Below are 22259 nucleotides of genomic sequence, written 5' to 3'. Positions count from 1 at the left end.
AACCCGGCTGTAGCACGTTTGTGCTACAGCGCATGAGGCAAAAAAGATACGCTACGGCTCAGGCGAAGGTGGGGCCGATCAGGTCGATGCGGTCGGTGCAAAAGCCGTCGACGCCCCAGGCCAGTAGCTCGTGGCCGCGCTCGGGCGTGTTGACGGTGTAGCAGAACAGGCCGTAGCCGGCCGCCTTGATGCGGGCCGCCAGATCGGCGTTCAGATGCTTGTGGTTGGTGTGGATGGTCACCGCGCCCAGCTCCCGCGCCTGCCGCTGCCAGTCGTCCGGAATGGTGTCCAGCAGATAGCCGCGCGGCAGTTCGGGGGCGGCGTCGCGGGCGGCGGCCAGCGCCGCGTAGCTGAACGAGGACAGCAGCGGATAGCCGGCCGGGTCGCCGGCGGCCAGTTCGGCGGCATAGCGCTCGCGGGTCACCTGGGCCACCCAGGCGCCGGTGGCGGCGTCAGCGCCGTCGGCCGGCTTGATTTCGACATTCATCCAGATGCGCTGCTGTTGGCAGTAGTCGATGAACTGGGTGTACAACGGCACCGGCTCGCCGCGAAAGGCCGCGCCGAACCAGCCGCCGGCGTCCATGCTGGACAACACGCTGGCGTCGGTCTGCGCCACACTGCCCTGCCCGGCCACCGTGCGGCCGAATGCCGGATCGTGGACCACCATGCCGATGCCGTCGCGCGACAGCATCACGTCGAACTCGACGGCGCGAAAGCCGTAGGCCAGGCCGGCGCGCAAGCCGGCCAGCGTGTTTTCCGGCGCCAGCGTACCGCCGCCGCGATGCGCAACAATTCTTGGATAGGGCCACATGGCAGCGCCTTCGACCATGGTAATGACAAGGATAGCAACGGTATCACGAATCGCCGGCGCCCCGCCCGCGCGCCTTGCATAAAAATCACGTGCAGCCTGGTGACCGAACCACTACACTAGCGGCCTGATTGTTCGTGCTCAAGAGGTAAAACACATCATGACAGCTCAAAAAGCGTTAGGCCATATTCGCGTACTCGACCTGAGCCGCGTGCTGGCGGGACCGTGGTGCTCGCAGAATCTGGCCGATCTCGGCGCGGATGTGATCAAGATCGAACGTCCCGGCAGCGGCGACGACACGCGCGCCTGGGGGCCGCCGTATGCGCGCGACGCCGACGGCAACGAGACCAGCGAAGCGGCCTATTATTTGTCCGCCAACCGCGGCAAGCGCTCGGTGACGGTGGACATCGCCAGCGCCGAAGGCCAGCAGTTGCTGCGCGAGCTGGTGCGCCAGTCCGACGTGGTGCTGGAAAATTACAAGGTCGGCCAACTGCAACGCTACGGGCTCGATTACGCGGCGCTGAAAGCCATCAAGCCGGATCTGGTCTACTGCTCGGTGACGGGGTTCGGCCAGGACGGCCCTTATGCGCACCGCGCCGGCTATGACTTTCTGATCCAGGGCATGGGCGGCTTGATGTCGGTGACCGGCGAGCGCGACGACCTGCCGGGCGGCGGTCCGCAAAAAGCCGGCGTCGCGCTGACCGACCTGATGACCGGCATGTACGCCACCATCGCCATCCTCGCCGCGCTGACGCACCGCGACCGCACCGGCGAGGGCCAGTACATCGACATGGCGCTGCTGGACGTGCAAGTGGCGATGCTGGCCAACGCCGGCAGCAACTACCTCAACAGCGGCAAGGCGCCCAAGCGCTGGGGCAACGCGCATCCTAACATCGTGCCGTACCAGACGTTTGAATGTTCGGATGGTTACATCATCGTGGCGACCGGCAACGATGGGCAGTACCAGAAATTTGTTGAAGCGGGCGGCCGCGCCGACCTGGCTTTCCACGACCGCTACGCCACCAATCCGCTGCGCGTGCAGCACCGCGACGAGCTGGTGCCGCTGTTGGCCGGGATGGTGCTGCAACAATCGCGCGATTTCTGGATCACCAAGCTGGAAGCGGTCGGCGTGCCGTGCGGGCCGATCAATGATCTGGACGACGTCTACCGCAATCCGCAGGTGACGGCGCGCGGCATCGTCATGGACGTGCCGCACCCGACCGCGGGCACCACCAAGCTGGTGCGCAGCCCGATGCGCCTGTCCGCCACGCCAACCGATAACGCTGTCGCCCCGCCACTGCTGGGCCAGCACACCGATTCCGTGCTGCGCGACCTGCTGGGCCGCAGCGAGGACGACATCGCCACCTTGCGCGCCAAAGGAGTGTTGTAATGGTCACCCTGGAAGAAATCACCCCGCAAAATTTTGAAGACTTCATGGACATGGAGTTGCCCGAGCATCAGCGCAACTACCTGTCCAGCAACGCGTATTCGATCGCGCAAGCGAAGTACTATGACGACTACATCCCGCGCGGCATCTACTGCGATGGCAAGCCGGCCGGCTTCCTGCTGTACGACAAGCAATCGAACAACAACGTCGGCGAGTACGGCATCTACCGTTTCATGGTCGACTATCAGCAACAAGGCAAAGGCATCGGCCGCCGCGCGATGGAACTGCTGCTGGCGGAACTGAAAGCCAAGCCCGACGTCAAGCTGATCACCATCTGCTACAAGCCGGACAACGCCAACGCCCAGGCCTTCTACCGCGGCTTCGGCTTTGAGGAAACCGGCCTGGACGACATCGGCGAAATGATCGCCGTGATCCGGCCCTAGCAGTCAGCGTCGTCGCCAGCGCTCCAGCTCACGATCATCGCACCGCGGCTCAGCCGGAACACCCTTTAGGCACTCATATCACGTTTGAGTTCCTGAATCTGGCTGTGCATATGGTTGACCGCGCCTTTGATCTGGCCGGACAGTGTGGGAATGTAGTTGCAGATGCGCCGGGCGCGCTCGGAAAGCAGGTCCAGATCGCGCACCAGCTTGCGGATGCGCGGATCGTCAGCGGATTCAAGGATTTCGCGCGCGTTGTCGGTGTGCTTGTCCATCAAATCAATGCAATCGCGCAGCTCGCGCGGCAGGCCGGGTTCCGCTGAGGCCGCCTGCGCCGTCAAGCGCACCGCACGTTCAACAAAATAAAACCGATGTTGCAAATCATTAGGATGCAGCATGATGACCTCCTGTTTAGAATCCGCCGGTGCGAATTCGACCCCGGCGGCCCAAGGCAGTTTCAACCATCACAGCAAACACTGATGCAGATCAGCCCGCACGCAAATACATACGGTGTCAGGTCTGACATTCGCACACGGGCTCAACTGCTCCGCAGTTGAGCCCGTGTGCGAATGTCAGACCTGACACCGGGGTTTATGTTACCGGGGCGAGCTTGCGCAGGCGGAGCGCGACCAGCAGCGCCAGCACCAGCGCGAACGCCAGCACGGCAACCACGCCTGGCCACGCGGCGTGCTCCCACAGCATGCCGCTCGCCGAGCCGATCACGCTGGAGCCCAGGTAGTAGAAGAACAGGTAGAGCGCCGACGCCAGCGCCTTGTTGCTGGTCGCGCGCCGCCCTACCCAACTGCTGGCCACCGAGTGCGTGGCGAAGAAGCCGTAGGTGAACACCGCCACGCCGAGCAACATCAGCGGCAGCCAGTTCGATAGCGTCAGCAACAAACCGGTCAGCATGATCAGCGCCATCACCCACAGCACGTGGCGCCGGCCGAAGCGGTCGGCCAGCCGGCCCGCCCACACCGAGCTGTAAATGCCCAACAGGTAAAAGAACGATACCGCGCCCACCACGCTCTGGCTCAGGCTGTACGGCCCGCCCAGCAGCCGGTAGGCGATGTAGTTGTACAGGCTGACAAACGCGCCCATCACCAGGAACGCCAGCGTGAACAGCCACGGCAATCCCTGGTCCGCCAGGTGCAGCCTGAAGCCGGACGGCAGCGCGCGCCAGCCGCCGCTCACCGGCGTGAAGTGGCGCGACGCTGGCAGGCTGCGCCAGAATTCCAGCGCCGCCGCGATGCCGGCCACGCCCACCGTCGCCAGCGCCACACGCCACGAGAAATGGTCGCTCAGCACGGAGGTGATCACCCGCCCAGCCATGCCGCCGAACGCGCTGCCGCTGATGTACAGGCCCATCGACAAGCCCAGCGATTGCGGTTCGATTTCCTCGCCAAGATAGGCCATGGCGATGGCCGGCATGCCGCCCAGCACCACGCCGAGCAAGGCGCGCATCACCAAGAGCTGCGGATAGTTGTGGGCGAACGCGCACAGCAGGGTCATGATGGCGGCCACCGCCATGGCGCCGACCATCAGCGGCTTGCGCCCGAGCCGTTCGGAAATCGCGCTCGACGCCACCAGCGACATCGCCAGCGCGCCGGTGGAAACCGACAACACCATGCTGCTCTGCGCCGCCGTCAGCGCGAATTCGTGCGACAGCAGCGGCATCAGCGGCTGCACGCAGTACAGCAAGGCAAACGTGGCGAAGCCGCCAAAGAACATGGCGCGGTTGCTGCGCTTGAATTGCGGGCTGCCGACGGCGATGCGGGGAACGGACGCTACCGGTATGGCGGCGGCCGCGGTGGCGCTAAGCGACATGATGCGGTTCCTGCGAGAGACGATGACGGCATCTTAGGATTGCCTCATTAATCCGTCCAATATATATTTAAACCTTCAGTCATACTTTAAATAGATAATGGAATTACGCCATCTGCGCTACTTCGTCGCCGTTGCCGAGGAGTTAAGCTTTACCCGCGCGGCCGAGCGCCTGCACATCGGCCAGCCGCCGCTGAGCCATCAGATTCAGATGCTGGAAGCCGAAGTGGGCGCTCAGTTACTGGAGCGCAGCAAGCGCTGGGTGCGGCTGACCGAGGCCGGCAAGCTGTTTCTGGACGACGCCCGCCGCGTGCTGGCCCTGTCCGAACAGGCGATGCGGACGGCGCGCCGGGCCGCGCGCGGCGAGGCCGGCGAGATCAAGGTCGGCTTCACGTTTTCCACGCCGTTGACGCCGCTGTTCGCGGCGGTGATCAACCGCTACCGCCAGCGCTATCCGGGCGTGCAATTAACGCTGAAGGAGATGTCGACCGTCGGCCAGATCGAGGCGCTGGCCGCGCGTGAACTGGATCTGGGCCTGGTGCGGCCGCCGGAATTCAATCTGCCCGATGCGGTGGAGTTGACGGTCTTGCGGCGCGATCCGCTGGTGATGGTGCTGCCGGTCGGCCATCCGCTGGCGGCCAAACAGCGCATCGCTGTCAGCGATTTGCAGGGCGAGCCGCTGGTGATGTACCCGGAAAGCGCCGGCACCGGCATTCATCCGCAGATCAACCGGCTATGTCGCGAAGCCGGCTTCAAGCCGACCATTGCGATGGAGGCCGGCGAGGCGTCCACCATCATCGGCCTGGTCGCGGCCGGTTGCGGCGTATCGGTGCTGCCGAGTTCTTTCAACATCATTCGGATGAGCGACGTGTGTTATCGCCCGATGGCGGACGCGGAGGCGACATCGGCGCTGTATCTGGCCAAGCGCAAGGATGCGCGGTCGCCGCTGGTGGCGGCCTTCGTCCAGGTGGCCGCCGAAGCCGCCCGTCACGCCGGCGAGAGCCGGAGCGAGTTTCAGGAGTAGTCCGCGTCCAGCTCGGAGCCGGCGTAGTTTTCCAGTTCCGCGAACAGTGTTTTCATCGCCGTGCGGCCCTTGATGTTCTGCAGCACGGTGCAGGTCTGACGATAGCTGTCGATGCGCTCCAGCAGCACCGGATGATGCTGCACCGGCACCCTGGCCACCAGCTCGGCCCAGCCGGCCTCGTAATCCGGCTTGTTCTTGCGCACCGCCTTGACGAAGCGCTCGAACTCCTTCTGCCCGGTGCGCGCGACGATGTGACCACCGCCCTCCACCGCAAAGATGACCGCCAGCGCGATCACGCCTTCCGCGTTCAGGTCGGCGTCGCTGACCGGGCCGTCCGTGTTGTGGCGACGCAGCCAGTTGGCCAGCCGCACCACCGCCTGCACTTCCTTGCGCTGCCGGAACTGCAGCGCGTAGCGGGCGGCGCCGTCCCAGTTCTGGTTCGGGTCGGTCTGGCAGATATCGATGAACTTCTCGCGCAGGCGTCGCGCCGCATACACCGGGTCGGTGTCGTACTCGCCCACCAGCGTGTCCTCGGGCAGGGCCGCCAGGTCCTTGATCATGCGGAAGCCGATCTGGAAGGCGTGTTCCGCGCCCTCGTCGATCAGCAGGTCCAGCGCGGCCAGGTCGTCATCGCCCGGTACCGCGTGCTCCAGCCCCAGCGACACGCAGCCGGTGGTCAGCTGCAGTGCCTTCTGGATGCCGTCCGCGGTGCGGTCGTTGGTGAACTTCTCGGCCACCATGGCGGTGATGCCGGTCAGCTCGTCGGCCAGCGTGTAGGCGGCGTCATCGTCCGGGTGCATGGCCAGTTGCTGGATCGCGCGGGTCAGGCGCGGCAGGGTTGCTACTACGATTGCAGGCAACATCGATCGGCCACCCGTCACGCGAAGATGTTGGTGCCGACCGAGCGGCGCGAGGTCTTCGCGCTGCGCGTGGACGGTACCTGCTTGCGCAGACGGTACAGCAGCTCCTTGGTCGAGCGCTGCAGGATGCTCGGCTCGGCGTCCGGATCGTCGTCGTACTCGGCGTCGGCCAGGTCGGCGCTGTGGCGGAATTCCGGGAACAGCTCGAACAGCGCGCGGTCCCAGCCATCTTCCGACGCCTGCGCCAGCGCGATCGCCACCGGCACGACATCGCTGTCGGACGAGGTCTGGCCGGTCAGGTACGGGCCTTTCGAGATCACTTCGCCGGCCACTTCCAGGATTTCCTTCGGCGCCAGCGAGAACAGGATGGCGAAGATGGTGGCGCCATGGTCGGTGGCCGAGGCCGCCGCCAGCAGTTCGTTGCGGCGTTCCTCGTCGTCGGTGGCGAAGGCCACGCCGTGGACATGGGCGAACAGCGACTCGGCGATGCGCTCCGGATCGTCCTCGATCTGGTCGTCCGGCCAGGTGGCGGCGATGAAGGCCAGACTGTCGGCCCAGGCCTTCGGCGGCACCAGCAAGGTGGTCAGCGACAGCTTGCCGCCGTCGAAGCCGGCCATGTGCAGCGCGGTCACTTGCGGCGGGATGTTGTTGAGCACTTCCACCACCGCCAGGTCGCCGAACTGGTCGGCGGCTTCGGCGAAGGCTTCCTCGGCGTGGCTCAGCGAGCCGGCCAGCACCAGCTCAGTCACTTGCTTGCTCAGTGCGGGCAGATTAGCGCTTGGGTTGTCATCGGACATGCTTAATCTCCATCCTTGTCGAACATCTGGGCAAAGTCGTCGCTGGCGACGTCCTCGTCTTCGACATCGTCGCCGTCGTCGTTGCGCGACAGCTGGTCCAGCGACTGGTCGTCGTCGTCCCAACGGCGCGGGTTCTTGTGCAGGAAGGCGGTGATGACGGCCTGGCGCGCCAGATCCGGCATCGACTCGGCGATCGCCGCATACATTTTGGCCGCCTCGTCACCCTTGCACGAGGCCATGGACAACACGCGCGCGGCGTCGCCGAACTCGTAGTCCTCGGCTTCGGCCAGCAGGCCTTTCGGGTCGCTGAACGCGATGTGGTCGACCAGCGCGAAGGCCAGCATGTTGACGTCTTCGATGCCGCCGCCCTGGGCGTACTCGCCCACCAGCGCGTCGACCATGCGCTGGTAGTTCTTTTGATCCGGCGGATCGCCCAGGATGCCTTCGATCTGGCCTTCCAGCTCGCGCGCTTGATAGGCGAACTCGGGGTGTACTTTTCTCATTGCTGGTTTTCTCAATCTTTTTAAAACAGGTATCAAGCCGCCGGCAGCGTGGTGCCGTGCAGCGCGAACAGCGAACGCCACAGCTGGTAGGCCTCGGCTTCGGAGTCGATGATGATGCGGTGGTTCAGGCTCTGGTTGTACTCGTCGCGCTTGACCGGGTCCGACAGAATCTCGTAGGCCTTGGTGACGGCCTTGAAGCGGGCGTCGGCGCCGGGCTCGGGATTGCGGTCCGGGTGGAAGCGCATGGCCAGCGAGCGATAGACCTTTTTGATGTCATCTTCGCTGGCGTTCGGCGCGATACCCAGTGTGTTGTAATAATTTTCCATTTTGGAAACTCCGGGCCGTGGTGCTGAAACAAATCAATCGATCATTATACCGCGCCGCCATATCCCTATCGGCAATACGGTAAAATGCTTCAATATAGAACTTTCGAGCATAGCCACCCTTCAGATGAGCAACGACAAAAACACCCCAGCGCCCGCCCTTCCCTCCAATTTCCTGCGCGCCATCGTCGAACACGACCTGGCGGCGGGCACCCACGTCCGCGACGGCATGCCGAGCGTCATCACCCGCTTCCCGCCGGAGCCGAACGGCTATCTGCACGTGGGCCACGCCAAATCGATCTGCCTGAACTTCGGCCTGGCGCGCGACTACCAGGGCCGCTGCAACCTGCGCTTCGACGACACCAACCCGGCCAAGGAAGAGCAGGAATACGTCGACACCATCATCGACAGCGTCAAGTGGCTGGGCTTCGACTACGACTATCCGGCGGCGGACGGCTCGGTCGAGCACCACCTGCACTACGCGTCGGACTACTTCGACCAGCTGTACGCGATGGCCGAGTGGCTGATCGAGCAAGGCCACGCCTACGTCGACAGCCAGTCGGCCGACGAGATGGCGGCCAACCGCGGCAATTTCAGCACGCCGGGCACCAACTCGCCGTTCCGCAACCGTCCGGCGGCCGAGTCGCTGCAACTGTTCCGCGACATGAAGGCCGGCCAATACGCTGACGGCGAGCACATCCTGCGCGCCAAGATCAGCGAAGACGCCATGTCGTCGCCCAACATGAATCTGCGCGACCCGGCCATCTACCGCATCCGCCACGCGCACCACGTGCGCACCGGCGACGCCTGGTGCATCTACCCGATGTACGACTACACGCACCCGATTTCGGACGCGCTGGAAAACATCACCCACTCGATCTGCACGCTGGAGTTCCAGGACCACCGGCCGTTCTACGACTGGCTGCTGGAGACGCTGTCGAAAGGCGGCTTCTTCACGCTGCCGGTGCCGCGCCAGTATGAATTCTCGCGCCTGAACCTGACCTATGTGGTGACCTCCAAGCGCAAGCTGCGCCAGTTGGTGGAAGAAAAGATTGTCGACGGCTGGGACGATCCACGCATGCCGACCATCGTCGGCCTGCGCCGCCGCGGCTACACGCCGGAGGCGATCCACCTGTTCTGCGAACGCATTGGCGTGACCAAGGCCGACGGCTGGATCGACATGAGCACGCTGGAAGGCTGTGTGCGCGAAGACCTGGACCCGAAAGCGCCGCGCGCCACCGCCGTGCTGCGTCCGCTGAAGCTGATCGTCGACAACTACCCCGAAGGCCAGTCCGAGGAGTGCACGTCGCCGGTCCATCCGCACCGCCCGGAAATGGGCGTGCGCACTTTCCCGTTCGCGCGCGAGCTGTGGATCGAGGAAGAGGACTTCATGGAAACCCCGGTCAAGGGCTACTTCCGCTACACGCCGCCGGTCGGCGACCAGCCGGGCAGCCGGGTGCGCCTGCGTCACGGCTTCGTGACCGAATGCGTCGGCTACGACAAGGACGCCAACGGCAAAGTCATCGCCGTGCACGTGAAATACTTTGAAGACTCCAAATCCGGCACGCCGGGCTCGGACAACTACAAGGTCAAGGGCAACATCCACTGGGTGTCGGCGGCCGCCGCGCTGGAAGCCGAGGTGCGCCTGTACGACCGCCTGTTCACCGACGCCCAGCCGGACGCCGGCGGCAAGGACTTCCTCTCGCTGCTGAACCCGAACGCCAAGGAAGTGGTCACCGCCTACCTGGAGCCGGGCATGCGCACGGCGCAGGCCGACCAGCGCTACCAGTTCGAGCGTCACGGCTACTTCGTGGCCGACCGCGTCGATTCGCAGCCTGGCAAGCCGGTGTTCAACCGCATCGTCACGCTGAAGGACAGCTGGGCGGCCAAATAAGCCGTTGCGTTGGCCACGTCCTTTCCGCCGGCGCGGCAACGACGTGGTCAAACCGTTCAGGACAAATGCCGCTTACACAAAATTGCTTGACGCAATGAATGCTTATATCCGATAGTCAAAAGATTATTGTTGAATCCAGGGCAAGCGGTGACCATCTTCCTGAAGAGCAAACAGCTGCTCTCCTCGCCCCGCCCGATGTGGTGGGCGGGCGTGCTTTTATCGCTGGGCATAGGGGCGCTGTTCTATCTGGCGGCGCACCGCACCATTGAGTACGACGCCGGCGAGCGCTTCCTGCACCAGGCCCACAACGCGCAGTACAACCTCGACTCGCGCATCAACGCCTACACCGACGTGCTGCGCGGCGCGGCCAGCCTCTTCCAGGCGACCGAACATGTCGACCGCGCCAGCTTTCACCGCTACGTCAGCGGCCTCGATATCGCCCACCAGTTCCCGGCACTGGACAATATCAACTACGCCCACTACGTCACCGACGCCAACCGCGACAGCTTCCAGCGCGATCCGCGCCGCGGCGGCGCCGCCGCGCTCGGCTACCCGGCGCGGCTGGACATCACCCCGCCCGGCCAGCGCGGTGAGTACTGGGTACTGACGATGATCGAACCGCTGGCCGAGTTCCGCGAAAAAATCGGCCGCGACATCGGCTTTCGCGCCCCGGTGGCGCACGCGCTGGCGCAGGGACGCGACAGCGGCGGCCTGAGCGCCTCCGGCACGCCGATCAACAGCGTGCACCAGCCACACGGCGCCGGGCTGGCGCTGCGGCTGCCGGTGTACCGCATCGACCTGCCGCTGGACACGGTGGCGCAACGCCGCGCCGCCTATCTCGGCTCGGTCGGCATCGGCTTCAGCGTGCCGCGCCTGGTACAGGCGGCGCTGGAACAGATGCAGGTGCGCGACACCCGCCTGGTACTGTACGACACCAGCCAGCCGGCGCAGCCGCCGGTGCAACTGTTCGATAGCCTGCCCGGCCACCAGGGGCTGCGGCCAAGCGAGCAGTTCAGCGTGACGCTACCGATCGAGTTTCATCAGCGCCAGTGGCAAGCCTACTTCAGCGCGCCCAAGGCGCGCTGGTACAGCCGCTTCGACACCTGGCTGCCATGGACGGCGATGGCCAGCGGCTTCACCGGCTCGCTGCTGTTCTACCTGCTGTTTCACACGCTGTCGTCGTCGCGCCTGCGGGCGGTGAAGATGGCCAAGGAGATGACGCGCGAACTGCGCACCAGCCAGGCACGGCTGCAGCAGTCGCACCACAAGCTGCGCCGGCTGGCGGCGCACGCCGACCAGATCAAGGAGCAGGAGCGCAAGCGCATCGCGCGCGAAATCCACGACGACCTCGGCCAGAACCTGCTGGTGCTGCGCATCGACGTCGATCAGCTGACCCACCGCACCCGCCACCGCCACCCGCGGCTGCACGCGCGCGCCATGCGCATGCTGGGGCAGATCGACAGCACCATCAAGAGCGTGCGCCACATCATCAACGACCTGCGCCCCACCGTGCTGGACCTGGGCCTGAACGCGGCGGTGGAATGGCAGATCGCCCAGTTCCGCGCGCGCTCCGGCATGGTGTGCGAGCTGATCGACCACGACACCGATATCCGCATCGACGACCACGGCGCCACCGCCATCTTCCGCATTCTGCAGGAATCGCTGAGCAACATTCTGCAGCACGCCAACGCCAGTCTGGTGCGGGTGGAACTGAGTCAGACCCACGGCATGCTCAACATGACCATCAGCGACAACGGCGTCGGCCTGCGCGACGGCAACCGCAACAAGACCGGCTCGTTCGGCCTGGTCGGCATCGAGGAGCGCATCCACCTGCTGGGCGGCGCCTGCTCGATCACCGGCAGCCCCAACGGCGGCACCATCGTCGCCATCGCGGTGCCGGTGGGCGAACTGCCTATGCCCGGTTTCGGGCCAAACGTTGATTAATATCAAGTAACACTTCTCCCCCGGCGGCAAAATCAAAAGCGGTCTCAGCTTTTCTCAACCCGCATCAATACCGCAAAGGAAAATCCGATGAATGCCCAAACCATGCACGCCATCGCCGCCCTGGACCTGGAGCCGATCAAAGTCAAGCTGATGCACGCGGCGTCCGGCGCAGGCTGGACGCTGGAACGCGCCAACGGCGTCGAGTTCGAGTACCGCCGCTTCCTCTATCTGATGAAAAAGTACCCGTTCGAGCAGACCGCGCCGCTGGTCGATGTCGACATCTTCTGGCACTACCACATCCTCGACACCATCAAATACGCGGCCGATTGCGACGCCGTGTTCGGCCATTTTCTGCACCACTTCCCCTACATCGGCCTGCGCGGCGAGGATGATGCGGCGGCGCACGTGCGCGTGGGCCTGCGCATGAAAGCGCTGTACGAGGACACCTTCGGCGAAGCCTATGTGCGTGACGCGGCGCCGGCGGACACCGCCCACTCCGGCGTGGCGGCGGCCGACTTTGCGCATTCGGGCGTGGCGGCCAAGGTGGCGCATTCGGGCGTGGCGGCGCAGTTCGCCCACTCCGGCGTGGCGGGCGCGCAGGCCGACGCGGTCATCGCGGCGGCGCAGCAGTCGAGCTTTTACAGCGTGCGGCCACGCCTGCCGGCCTGACGCATAAAAATGCGGCGGCGTGATTAAAAAAGTGGCATACTCAGGGATCTGAGAGAAGATGGGAGTTCATCATGGCCATAGAATCCGTCGCCCCGAGCAGCAGCACCGCCACGCAACAAACCGCCCCGACACGCCAGCCTGAGCAGGCCAAGCCGGTGGATCGTCCCGCCGAGCGCGTCGAGCAAGCGCCACCGCCGCCGCCGCCACAAGCGTCGGTGGCGCCGACCGTCAACACCAGCGGCCAGCGCATCGGTACCACCATCAGCACCTCGGCCTGATTGCTGCAGTCGGGCTAAAAAAAACGGCGCGTGACCGCAAGGTACGCGCCGTTTTTCTTATGGCATTCCGTACTCAGGACGCCATCAGTTCGCGCAGTTCGCGAATGCTGAAATCGCTGATCTCATGCATGCGGATCAGGATGGTGGCGCCGATCGGCAAGGTGTTGTGACGGATTTTGGAGATGACCGGCGGCGCCACTTCCAGTGCACGCGACAGTGCGGCGTCGTTTTTCAACTGCAGCTTCTCGATGATCGCGTCCAGGACGCGGTTCGGGTTATAGGTCGGCGAGGCGGTGATTTCTTTCAGAGCGGACATAATATTCGAGTAGGTTCGGTGCCTCTTATGCAACATTCGCAAAAAAGCGACACATGGGTCAGAAAAATTTATAGCTGAATTACCTTGGCGGCACGACGGAACACGGCATGTAAGCAGAGTTTTCGCGCCAGATCAGGATAATACGCGCTTTCATTACAAAAAGGCCAACGCAACAGCCTGATTGTGTGAGATTTTGAGAGATTCTAACCCTAAATTATGTGCTATGGGCGATATTAGTTGTAAAAAGAAGTATCAAACTAAGTAAAAGCTCAGCTGGGACGGCCTACGCCGGCGGCAAGGAAGCACCATTCAACCGCCATCAGTGTGGCCAGTTGGGCGATCGTGCCTGGGAGGAATAACGTGGAAGCGGAGCCGTGTTCGGCGGCGTCCGGATGGCTACGCCAACCGAGGCGGCGGCGGATTTCTTCAGGAACCGGGGGCGGACGGTGACAGGATTCGCGCTGCCGCTGCCGCATGTAGGCGCGGACCTGCTCTTTGGTGGGCTGCAACGTGGCTAGCATACGCGCGCTCCTTCGTGAAAGATGGCTAACAATATCGTAACATGCGATGACTTGTTTGATATGCATCAAACGAGCCATCTTGCGATTTTGTCATACAAAGCCGACAGGTAACTTGCACCAAGTTAAGTTACCTTGTATTTTTACACATCTTTACATCAGCGCTTGGCCTGGGCGCCCATGCCGAGGGTTCGGCGCAAGGTCTCGGCCACCGTAGGGTAGCGCAGCCGCACACCCAATTCCCGTTTGATGCGGCCGTTGAGCAAACGCCGCGACTCCGACATGAACGACAGCAAGGCCGGCGTCACCACCTGTTGCAATTGCGCCCGTGGCAGACGCGGCGGTCGTGGCAGCTGGAACGCATCGGCCACCGCGTCGAAATACTGCGCCATCTTCATGTCGCTGTCGTCCACCGCGTGGTAGCTGCGGTTGGGCAGCGCCCGGTACAGGGCGCGGGCGATGATGGCGGCCAGGTCGTCGGCGTGGATGTGGTTGGTGTAGACGTCATCCGCGTCCAGCAGCGCCGGCGTGCCCTCCCGCAGACGCTTCAACGGCAGGCGGTCGGCGGCGTAAATGCCGGGCACGCGCAGGATCGACAGCGCGGCCTGGGCGCGCCGGGCCCAGCGGCGCAGCGTGCGCTCGGCGTCGACCCGGCGCAGCGCGCGCGCATTGCGCGGCGCCAGCGGCCGGGTTTCATCGAACGTGGCGCCGCCGCAATCGCCGTAGACGCCGGTGGTGCTGACATAAACCAAGCGCCCTTGCTCGGGTAAAATGGCGGTCAAATGACGCGTGCGGCTGTCCAGCACGCCTTCGGCCGGTGGCGGCGCCAGGTGGACCACCCACGGCGCCAGCCCGGCCAGGCGACGCAAGCTGGCGGGCCGGTCCAGATCGGCGACCAGCGGCACGGCGCCGGCGGCACGCAATTCGGCACAGCGTTCCTGCTGGCTGGTGGTGGCAAACACGCGGAAATACGGCGTCAGCAGCGGCAACAAGCGCATGCCGACGTCGCCGCAGCCCACGATCAGCAGGCGCGGCCGCTTGAATTTGTGAATATGTAGGTTTTTCATGTGAAAGATTGTATGACGTTTCAAATAACTGTACAGCCCAGCGGTCACCAATTCAGCTGCGAGGACGACGAAACCATCCTGGCGGCGGCCATGCGCGCCGGCGTCGGCCTGCCCTACGGCTGCAAAAACGGCGCTTGCAGCTCCTGCAAGGGCAAAGTGCTGGAAGGCGCGGTGAAGCACAAGCCACACCAGGAGCGCGCGCTGACGGCCGACGAACTGGCCAAGGGCGTGTCGCTGTTCTGCTGCGCCTTGCCGCAAGGCGACCTGGTGATCGAGGCGCGCGAAGTGGCGGGCAGCGACGATTATCCGATCCGCAAATTACCATCGCGCGTGGCCACGATGGAAAAAGTCGCCTCCGACGTCATCGTCATGACACTGCAACTGCCGGCCAATGAAACGCTGAAGTTCCGCGCCGGCCAGTACATCGAATTCATGCTCAAGGACGGCAAGCGCCGCAGCTACTCGCTGGCCTCGCCGCCGGACCAGGGCCAGCCGCTGACGCTGCACATCCGCCACCTGCCGGGCGGCCTGTTCACCGACCAGGTGTTCGGCGCCATGAAGGAGAAGGACATCCTGCGCTTCGAGGGGCCGATGGGCACCTTCTTCGTGCGCGAGGACAGCGACAAGCCGATGGTGCTGCTGGCCTCCGGCACCGGCTTCGCGCCGATCAAGGCGATTGTCGACCATCTGCGCGCGCAGGGCGCGTCGCGCCAGATGACGCTGTACTGGGGCGGACGCCGCCCACAAGACCTCTATATGGACGCGCTGTGCCGCCAGTGGGCCCAGCAGATGCCGAACTTCAAGTACGTGCCGGTGCTGTCGAACCTGCAGCCGGAAGACCACTGGGCCGGCCGCACCGGCTATGTGCACCAGGCGGTGATGGCCGACCTGCCGGACTTGTCCGGCCACCAGGTGTATGCCTGCGGCGCGCCGGTCATGGTCGATTCGGCCCGTACCGACTTCGTCGCCCAGTGCGGCTTGCCGGAGGAAGAGTTCTACGCCGACGCCTTCACCACCGAAGCCGACCTCAACCAATAAACCAGCCAGCCGCGAGCAACCGCACAGGGCCTTCCGGACGCAGTTACGGAAGGCCCCGCCCCGAAAGCCCCCATGTCCGACAGCCCCGCCCGTAACGGTTTCAGCGTCCTGCGCCACCGTAACTTCGCCCTCTACCTCTCCGCCCGAACGCTGGCCACGCTGGCGGTGCAAATGCAAAACGTCGCCATCGGCTGGCAAGTCTATGCGATGACGCACAACCTGTTCGACCTGGGGCTGATCGGTCTGGCGCAGTTCCTGCCCTTCCTGGCCTTGATCCTGATCGCCGGCCACGCCGCCGACCGCTATGACCGCCGCAACCTGGTCGCGCTGGCGCTGTTCGCGCAGATGCTGTGCGGCCTGATGCTGCTGGCGTTCGCCTACACCGGCTTACCGGCCGTGTGGCCGATCTTCGCGGTGCTGGTGGTCTACGGCAGCGCGCGCGCCTTCATGGGGCCGGCGACGCAAGCGATCCTGGTCAATCTGGTGCCGCAGCAGGACTTCAGCAAGGCGGTGGCGCTGAGCTCGTCCTCCTTCCACGTCGCCGTGATCGTCGGCCCGTCGCTGGGCGGCCTGTTCTACCTGGCCGGGCCGAAAACGGTGTATATGATTTCCTCGGTGCTGCTGGTGCTGGCGGTGATCATGATGTGTCTGGTCAAATCGGTGCGCCAGGCCAGCGCCAGCGGACCGGCGTCGTGGCACACGGTGCTCGAAGGCCTGCGCTTCGTGTGGAACAAGAAAGTCGTGCTGGGCGCCATTTCGCTCGACCTGTTCGCCGTGCTGTTCGGCGGCGCCACCGCGCTGCTGCCGGCGCTGGCGCACGACGTGCTACACATCGGCCCGAGCGGCCTGGGCGCGTTGCGCACCATGCCGGGCGTCGGCGCGGCGCTGTGCTCGATCGTGCTGGCCTTTTTCCCGATCACCCGCCGCGTCGGCCTGTGGATGCTGGGCGGCGTGGCGCTGTTCGGCGCCGGCACCATGGTGCTGGGCGCGACCACCAGCTTCGTGGTGGCGCTGGTGGTGCTGTTCCTGATGGGCGCCGGCGACATGATCAGCGTCTACGTGCGGCATCTGCTGGTGCAGTACGAAACGCCGGATGCAATCCGCGGCCGCGTCAGCGCGGTCAACTCGGTGTTCATCGGCGCCTCCAACGAACTGGGCGAATTCGAGTCCGGCATCACCGCCGGCTGGCTGGGGCTGACACGCGCCATCCTGTTCGGCGGCGCCGCCACGTTGGCCGTGGTCGCCACCTGGACGGTGCTGTTCCCGGTACTATCGCGCATGGACCGTTTCCCACACGACGATAAAAAATGACCTTCCGCCTGCCGCTACCCGCCCTCATCCATAGTCGCCCCCACCTGAGCCTGGCCATCGTGCTGGGCACGGCGGCCTATCCGCTGCTACCGGCCCACTGGCCGTGGATCACGCGGCTGCTGGGCTGCTGGGACGTGCTGGTGTGGACCTACCTGGCCATGATGGGGTGGATGATGATCAAGGCCGACCACAGCGACATCCGGCGCATTGCCAGCCGACAGGATGAAAAAGGCCCGGTGATCCTGGCCGTGCTGTCGCTGGCGGTGCTGGTCAGCCTGGCCGCCATCGTCTCGCAACTGGCCACCACCAAGGGCCTGCCCGACGAGACACTGACGCTGCGCTACACGCTGAGCGTGCTGACGCTGATCGGCTCGTGGTTCATGGTCGGCGTCATGTTCTGCTCGCACTACGCCCACCTGTACTACACGGCCGGCGGCGAGAAGCCGCTGGGCTTCCCGGACAGCGGTCTGACACCGAACTACTGGGACTTCCTGTACTTCTCCTTCACCATCAGCGTGGCGGTGCAGACCTCGGACGTCAGCGTCCGCAACCGCCTGCTGCGCCAGGTGGTGCTGGCCCAGTCGGTGCTGTGCTTCTTCTACAACCTGGCCATCCTCGGCTTGTCGATCAATATCGCCGCCTCGCTGCTTAACGGTTAAAAAATAGCGGCTAAAAAACCCCGGCGCATCAAGTTTCCGCACGACAGTGCGGCAATTAACACCCGCTTAAGCCTGCAAGGAGTAAGATGGTTACGCATCACAACAACAGGAGCAAGCTATGCAAATCCAAGTGAATACCGATAAAACCATCACTCATCACGCCGGCCTTGAAGAACATGTACAGACGGTCGTGAGCAATGCCCTCCACCGCTTCGGCGAACAAATCACCCGCGTCGAAGTCCATCTGAGCGACAACCTGGGCCAGAAATCGGCCGATGGCGATAATCGTTGCCTGATGGAAGCGCGTCTTACCGGTCTGCAACCGATCGCGGTCAGCGACCACGCCGCCACGCTGCATCAGGCGATCAGCGGCGCCACCGAAAAGCTGAAGCGCTCGGTCGACACCGCGGTGGGCAAGATGCATGACACCAAACGCCACGCCGCCGGCGTAGCGGCCGTCTCGGCTGCCGTGGTGGCCGACGCCGAAGAGTAATCCCCGTCGCGGGGGCTAGCGCCGCGCCAGCTCCCGCAAATACCGCAGTCCCTGCAACGACCGGCTGCCATACCACGACAGCATCTCCCCATCGACCAGCGACACCGGCTTGCCGATCTGGCGTTCCAGCACATCCGCATGCGCTTCGGTGAACCGATACGGCTCGCTCGACAACAGCACCCCATCGACACTATCGATCAGCTCGCGCGACCAGCGGAAGGCCGGATAGCGCTCCTCGCCCAGATCCGGCACGCTCCAGCCGATTTCCGCCAGCATGCGGGCGATGTAGGTGTGGCGCGAAATCGTCATCCACGGGTCCTGCCATATGCAATACAGCATGGTTTGCGGCGGCCCTGGCGGCGTCGCCCGCAGCAACGCATATTCCGCCTCGAACGCCGCGCACCAGTCGGCCGCCTGCGGTGCGCGGCAAAACACCCCGCCCATCAGCTGCGCCAGCCCGACGTTATCGCGCGGCCGCAATGGATGCGTGACAACCAGGTGCGGCACGAACCCGGCCAGCGCCTCGGCGGTGGCCTTCTCGTTTTCGTCGATATTGAGCACAACATGGGTCGGCGCCAGCGCGCGGATCTTGTCCAGGTTGACATCCTTGGTGCCGCCCACCTTGGGAATATCCCGCACCACGTCCCACGGGTGGATGCAGAAGCCGGTACGCCCCACCAACTGCGCCGCCAGACCGAGATCGCACAGCAGTTCCGTCAGCGACGGCACCAGCGAGACGATGCGCGCGTCCGGCGCGGGTTGATGCACGGTGCCCAGCGCGTCGGTGTAAGCCATGTCGTTGTCGTATCCGGTTCGGTAGCAATGCCGCTATTGAAACACGCCCGCAGTGTTTTCGGCTATGATAATTCAAGAACGATTGATTGCCTTTTGGCATCCTGCGAGACACCCTTGAAACAGATCAGCACATTCGGCTCATCGAGCTACCGGATCAGCGATTTACAGCTGCTGCGCAACGCCGACGACGATACCACCGTGGCCGCCATCCTGGCCCCCTGCCCCATCATGCAGCTCGACGCCGGCGAAGCCGTCACCGAATCGAACCGCGCGCGCCTGTACATCCTACTGCGCGGCGCGCTGTCGGTGGCCAGCGACACCCGCACCGGCATGGCCGATGGCACGGTCAGCAAGATACTGCCGGGCGAAAGCGTGGGCGAGCAGTCGGTGCTGGATGAAGCCACCAATCTGTCCAGCATCACCGCGCTGGAGGACAGCGAACTGCTGGTGGTCGAGGCCGACCTGGTGTGGCAATTGATCGATGAATCAAATGGCCTGGCGCGCAATCTGCTGCGGCTGCTGTCGTTCCGCATCCGCGCCGCCAACGCGCAGCTGCGCCGGCGCCAGAAGCTGGGCGAGTTCTACCGCCAGCTGTCGATGATCGACGGCCTGACCGGCTTGTACAACCGCGCCTGGCTCAACGACCTGCTGCCGACCATGGTGGCCACCGCGCATGCCTCGGCCGCGCCGCTGGCGCTGATCATGATCGATCTGGATCACTTCAAGCAATTCAACGACACACACGGCCATCTGGCGGGCGACGAAGCCTTGCGCGTGGCCGCGCAGGTGCTCAGCGGCGCGCTGCGGCCGACCGACTTCGCGGTGCGCTATGGCGGCGAGGAAATGATGGTGCTGCTGCCGGACACCAGCGACAAGGTGGCGGCCTCGGTGGCCGAACGGCTGTGCGAGCGCATGCGTCAGGCCCAGGTGTTCAGTGATGGGCGTCAGGCGCTGCCGCACATCACGGCCTCGTTCGGCGTCGCGGTGCTGCGTCCGCGGCAGAGCGAACAGGACCTGATCGCCGCCGCCGACGCCGCGCTGTATCGCGCCAAGGAGGCCGGCCGCAATCAGGTGGCGGCGGAGGTGGTCGCGGCGCCGGCCTTGCCGGACTGATTTGTCTGATCCGGCTGGGCGCCGGCCAGGCGCGACTGTTGGGCGGTCACAAAACTTTCAAAGCCCTTCTGCACCAGCGTGTAGGTTTGATCGATATTGCTGGCGATGTCGCCGTTCAGCACCTTCAGGCCATCGAGGATATCGCGCGCCTCCTTGAAGCCCTTGTCGACGCCGCCTTTGATGGTCTCCATGAAGCGGGTCAGCAGCTCGCCCTCGTCCTGGCCCGGATTCTGCCGCTTGTACGCTTCAAAAAAACCGGTCGACAAGGATACAATGCGGCCGGCGGTGCCTTCCGGGGTATTATCCTGCGACATGGCGTTCTGGATGGCGTTGTCGCCGAAATCGTCCTTGAGCGCCTCGTTAATGCCGGTCAGCGCCGTTTTCAGCACCACCGACATCGGATCGTTCGCCGAACTGATCGACACCGACAGTGAAGCTTGCACGATGGAAGCGTTCAGTTCCGCCTTGGCCCGCGCCGCCGGCGACAAGGGTTGCGCGTCCTTGGACTGAACTTGCGTAGCAGCACTAGTATTGCTTGAAGTAACCGATACCGGAGTCGCCATGATGTTGCTCCTCATTGAATATGCTGAGATTATCGGCAGCTTTTTAAATTTCTGTAGCACCTATGACTAATCAGACCTTCCTCTGGCACGACTACGAAACCTTTGGCGCCGTCGCCCGCCGCGACCGCCCGGCGCAATTCGCCGCGATCCGCACCGACGCCGAACTGAACGAGATCGGCGAGCCAATCATGCTGTATTGCCAGCCGGCCAATGATTTCCTGCCCGATCCGCAAGCGTGCCTGATCACCGGCATCACGCCGCAGCAGTGCCTGGAATGGGGCGTGCCGGAGCACCAGTTCGCCGCCACCATCGAGCAGGCGTTCGCGCAGCCGGGCACCATCGGCGTCGGCTACAACACCATCCGCTTCGACGATGAAATCACCCGCTTCATGTTCTGGCGCAACCTGATCGATCCCTACGCGCGCGAATGGCAGAATGGCTGTGGCCGCTGGGACTTGCTGGACGTGGTGCGCATGACCTACGCGCTGCGGCCGGAAGGCATCGAGTGGCCGCTCAAGGACGACGGCAAGCCCAGCTTCAGGCTGGAAGACCTGGCCAAGGCCAACGGCCTGCTGCACGAGGCGGCGCACGACGCGCTGTCCGACGTGCGGGCGACGATCGCGCTGGCGCGGCTGATCCGCCAGCACCAGCCGAAGCTGTTCGATTTCTGCTTCGCGCTGCACAAGAAAGAGCGCGTGGCCGACGAGATCGGCATGCATCTGGCACCGGGCCTGCGCCAGCCGTTCCTGCACGTGTCCGGCATGTTCCCGGCCGAGCGCGGTTGCATCGCGCTGGTCTACCCGGTCGGCATGCATCCGACCAACAAGAACGAAGTGATCGTCTGGGACTGCACCTACGACCCGAGCGAGCTGTTCACGCTGGACGCCGACACCATCCGCACGCGCCTGTTCACCCGCGCCGACGCGCTGCCGGAAGGCATGACCCGCCTGCCGGTCAAGAGCATCCACCTGAACAAATCGCCGATGCTGGTGGCCAACCTGAAGACGCTGTCGCCGGCGATGGCGGCCAAGTGGGGCATCGACCTCGAACAAGGCAAGGCGCACGCCGCGCTGGCGGCGGCCGGGGGCGACCTGAGCGCGGTCTGGCAGGCCGTGTTCCAGCGTCCCGCCGGCGCGCCGCTGGACGTGGACGAGGACCTGTACAACGGTTTCATCGGCAAAGACGACCGCCGCCTGCTGGACACGCTGCGGCGCGAATCGCCGGCGCGCCTGGCGGTGGCGGCGCCGGCGTTCAGCGACGCCCGGCTGGGCGAACTGCTGTTCCGCTACCGCGCGCGCAACCACCCGACGACGCTGTCCGAGACCGAGCAGGAGCAGTGGGAACAGCACCGCGCCGCGCGCCTCTACGACGGCGCCGGCGGCGCCCGCACCATCGACGACTATTTCGCCCGCATCGACGAGCTGCAGCAACACGCCGACGAGCGCGCCGAGCAAATCCTCAGCGATCTCTACGAATACGCCGAACTGATCGCCCCCGCCAACTGAAACCCCGGTGTCAGATACCGTCTTGAATGGCAAGCTTTTTCGATAAGTATTTGGGGTCGAAAGGCTTGCCAGTACGGATGACACCATAAATCAGATGCGTCAGTTTGTGAACGACAGCACTAATCACCGCCTT

General features: G+C 64.4%; 25 protein-coding genes. 13 read left to right on the top strand and 12 right to left on the bottom strand.

Annotation, left to right across the window (positions count from 1 at the left end):
* Positions 1–58: 58 nt before the first annotated feature.
* The gene (gene ugpQ, locus GTP44_RS23035; protein WP_161021251.1) at positions 59–811 is read right to left on the bottom strand and encodes a glycerophosphodiester phosphodiesterase; all 753 of its coding nucleotides are present in this window, start codon (positions 809–811) and stop codon (positions 59–61) included.
* A 157-nt stretch (positions 812–968) separates the two neighbouring features.
* On the opposite strand from ugpQ, the gene GTP44_RS23030 reads away from it, so the two are divergent.
* On the top strand, positions 969–2198 hold the full coding sequence (locus tag GTP44_RS23030) for a CaiB/BaiF CoA transferase family protein (protein ID WP_161021250.1): 1230 nt from the start codon (positions 969–971) through the stop codon (positions 2196–2198).
* A complete protein-coding gene (locus GTP44_RS23025; protein ID WP_161021249.1) occupies positions 2198–2638 on the top strand; it encodes a GNAT family N-acetyltransferase in 441 nt (146 codons plus the stop codon). Before GTP44_RS23030 ends, GTP44_RS23025 begins: the two co-directional genes overlap by 1 nt.
* A 65-nt stretch (positions 2639–2703) precedes the next feature.
* Here GTP44_RS23025 and GTP44_RS23020 read toward each other — a convergent pair whose 3' ends face one another.
* Together GTP44_RS23020 and GTP44_RS23015 are read right to left on the bottom strand one after the other, a co-directional pair.
* Positions 2704–3096, bottom strand: coding sequence for a hypothetical protein (locus GTP44_RS23020; protein WP_229257044.1), 393 nt, complete (start codon positions 3094–3096; stop codon positions 2704–2706).
* Positions 3097–3226: 130 nt separating this feature from the next.
* The gene (locus GTP44_RS23015) at positions 3227–4459 is read right to left on the bottom strand and encodes an MFS transporter (RefSeq protein ID WP_160992492.1); all 1233 of its coding nucleotides are present in this window, start codon (positions 4457–4459) and stop codon (positions 3227–3229) included.
* A gap of 97 nt (positions 4460–4556) precedes the next feature.
* Between GTP44_RS23015 and GTP44_RS23010 the strand changes: the two genes are divergently transcribed.
* Positions 4557–5480, top strand: coding sequence for a LysR family transcriptional regulator (locus GTP44_RS23010; RefSeq protein WP_161021248.1), 924 nt, complete (start codon positions 4557–4559; stop codon positions 5478–5480).
* Here GTP44_RS23010 and GTP44_RS23005 read toward each other — a convergent pair.
* The 4 genes from GTP44_RS23005 to GTP44_RS22990 are packed head-to-tail and all read right to left on the bottom strand — an operon-like array spanning position 5471 to position 7966.
* A complete protein-coding gene (locus tag GTP44_RS23005) occupies positions 5471–6343 on the bottom strand; it encodes a hypothetical protein (RefSeq protein WP_161021247.1) in 873 nt (290 codons plus the stop codon). The two genes, GTP44_RS23010 and GTP44_RS23005, sit on opposite strands and share 10 nt — an antisense overlap.
* Before the next feature lie 14 nt (positions 6344–6357).
* The gene (locus GTP44_RS23000; RefSeq protein WP_161021246.1) at positions 6358–7137 is read right to left on the bottom strand and encodes a hypothetical protein; all 780 of its coding nucleotides are present in this window, start codon (positions 7135–7137) and stop codon (positions 6358–6360) included.
* Positions 7138–7139: 2 nt separating this feature from the next.
* On the bottom strand, positions 7140–7640 hold the full coding sequence (locus tag GTP44_RS22995) for a hypothetical protein (RefSeq protein WP_161021245.1): 501 nt from the start codon (positions 7638–7640) through the stop codon (positions 7140–7142).
* 32 nt (positions 7641–7672) lie between these two features.
* Positions 7673–7966 (bottom strand): DnaJ domain-containing protein, encoded by a 294-nt coding sequence (locus tag GTP44_RS22990; RefSeq protein ID WP_160992497.1) that lies wholly within the window; start codon positions 7964–7966, stop codon positions 7673–7675.
* A gap of 124 nt (positions 7967–8090) precedes the next feature.
* Here GTP44_RS22990 and GTP44_RS22985 point away from each other — a divergent pair, with 124 nt between their 5' ends.
* From GTP44_RS22985 to GTP44_RS22970, 4 genes are all read left to right on the top strand, one after another.
* Positions 8091–9857: a glutamine--tRNA ligase/YqeY domain fusion protein gene (locus tag GTP44_RS22985; protein ID WP_161021244.1), complete on the top strand. Its 1767-nt coding sequence runs from the start codon at positions 8091–8093 to the stop codon at positions 9855–9857.
* Between the two features lie 129 nt (positions 9858–9986).
* The gene (locus tag GTP44_RS22980) at positions 9987–11801 is read left to right on the top strand and encodes a CHASE domain-containing protein (RefSeq protein WP_229257043.1); all 1815 of its coding nucleotides are present in this window, start codon (positions 9987–9989) and stop codon (positions 11799–11801) included.
* A gap of 87 nt (positions 11802–11888) precedes the next feature.
* Entirely contained in the window at positions 11889–12470 is a 582-nt protein-coding gene (locus GTP44_RS22975; protein WP_229256634.1) for a glycine-rich domain-containing protein, read from the top strand.
* 71 nt (positions 12471–12541) lie between these two features.
* The gene (locus GTP44_RS22970) at positions 12542–12748 is read left to right on the top strand and encodes a hypothetical protein (protein WP_160992499.1); all 207 of its coding nucleotides are present in this window, start codon (positions 12542–12544) and stop codon (positions 12746–12748) included.
* Between the two features lie 73 nt (positions 12749–12821).
* Here GTP44_RS22970 and GTP44_RS22965 read toward each other — a convergent pair whose 3' ends face one another.
* The 3 genes from GTP44_RS22965 to GTP44_RS22955 form a co-directional block, all read right to left on the bottom strand.
* Positions 12822–13064 carry a hypothetical protein gene (locus GTP44_RS22965; RefSeq protein ID WP_160992500.1) on the bottom strand — a complete coding sequence of 81 codons (243 nt, stop codon included), beginning with the start codon at positions 13062–13064 and terminating at the stop codon, positions 12822–12824.
* Between the two features lie 269 nt (positions 13065–13333).
* Positions 13334–13585, bottom strand: a complete 252-nt coding sequence (locus GTP44_RS22960) for a hypothetical protein (RefSeq protein WP_160992501.1) — start codon at positions 13583–13585, stop codon at positions 13334–13336.
* Between the two features lie 155 nt (positions 13586–13740).
* Positions 13741–14649, bottom strand: coding sequence for an NAD-dependent epimerase/dehydratase family protein (locus GTP44_RS22955; RefSeq protein ID WP_161021243.1), 909 nt, complete (start codon positions 14647–14649; stop codon positions 13741–13743).
* A 12-nt stretch (positions 14650–14661) separates the two neighbouring features.
* Between GTP44_RS22955 and GTP44_RS22950 the strand changes: the two genes are divergently transcribed.
* From GTP44_RS22950 to GTP44_RS22935, 4 genes are all read left to right on the top strand, one after another.
* On the top strand, positions 14662–15687 hold the full coding sequence (locus GTP44_RS22950) for a CDP-6-deoxy-delta-3,4-glucoseen reductase (RefSeq protein WP_160992503.1): 1026 nt from the start codon (positions 14662–14664) through the stop codon (positions 15685–15687).
* A 72-nt stretch (positions 15688–15759) separates the two neighbouring features.
* Entirely contained in the window at positions 15760–16998 is a 1239-nt protein-coding gene (locus GTP44_RS22945) for an MFS transporter (RefSeq protein WP_160992504.1), read from the top strand.
* Entirely contained in the window at positions 16995–17657 is a 663-nt protein-coding gene (locus tag GTP44_RS22940; protein WP_160992505.1) for a DUF1345 domain-containing protein, read from the top strand. The genes GTP44_RS22945 and GTP44_RS22940 overlap by 4 nt, the downstream gene beginning before the upstream one ends.
* A 118-nt stretch (positions 17658–17775) precedes the next feature.
* Positions 17776–18150, top strand: coding sequence for an HPF/RaiA family ribosome-associated protein (locus tag GTP44_RS22935; protein ID WP_160992506.1), 375 nt, complete (start codon positions 17776–17778; stop codon positions 18148–18150).
* 15 nt (positions 18151–18165) lie between these two features.
* Here GTP44_RS22935 and GTP44_RS22930 read toward each other — a convergent pair whose 3' ends face one another.
* On the bottom strand, positions 18166–18945 hold the full coding sequence (locus GTP44_RS22930; protein ID WP_160992507.1) for a helical backbone metal receptor: 780 nt from the start codon (positions 18943–18945) through the stop codon (positions 18166–18168).
* 114 nt (positions 18946–19059) lie between these two features.
* Here GTP44_RS22930 and GTP44_RS22925 point away from each other — a divergent pair, with 114 nt between their 5' ends.
* Positions 19060–20058: a GGDEF domain-containing protein gene (locus tag GTP44_RS22925; RefSeq protein ID WP_160992508.1), complete on the top strand. Its 999-nt coding sequence runs from the start codon at positions 19060–19062 to the stop codon at positions 20056–20058.
* Here the strand turns inward: GTP44_RS22925 and GTP44_RS22920 are convergent.
* Entirely contained in the window at positions 20013–20621 is a 609-nt protein-coding gene (locus tag GTP44_RS22920) for a DUF5610 domain-containing protein (protein ID WP_160992509.1), read from the bottom strand. The genes GTP44_RS22925 and GTP44_RS22920 overlap by 46 nt on opposite strands.
* A gap of 62 nt (positions 20622–20683) precedes the next feature.
* Here GTP44_RS22920 and sbcB point away from each other — a divergent pair, with 62 nt between their 5' ends.
* Positions 20684–22126, top strand: a complete 1443-nt coding sequence (gene sbcB, locus GTP44_RS22915) for an exodeoxyribonuclease I (RefSeq protein ID WP_161021242.1) — start codon at positions 20684–20686, stop codon at positions 22124–22126.
* Positions 22127–22259 lie beyond the last annotated feature (133 nt).

The organism is Duganella lactea, assembly GCF_009857505.1.
Taxonomy (GTDB): Bacteria; Pseudomonadota; Gammaproteobacteria; order Burkholderiales; family Burkholderiaceae_D; genus Rugamonas; species Rugamonas lactea.
This window is presented reverse-complemented; position numbering and strand designations above follow the sequence as displayed.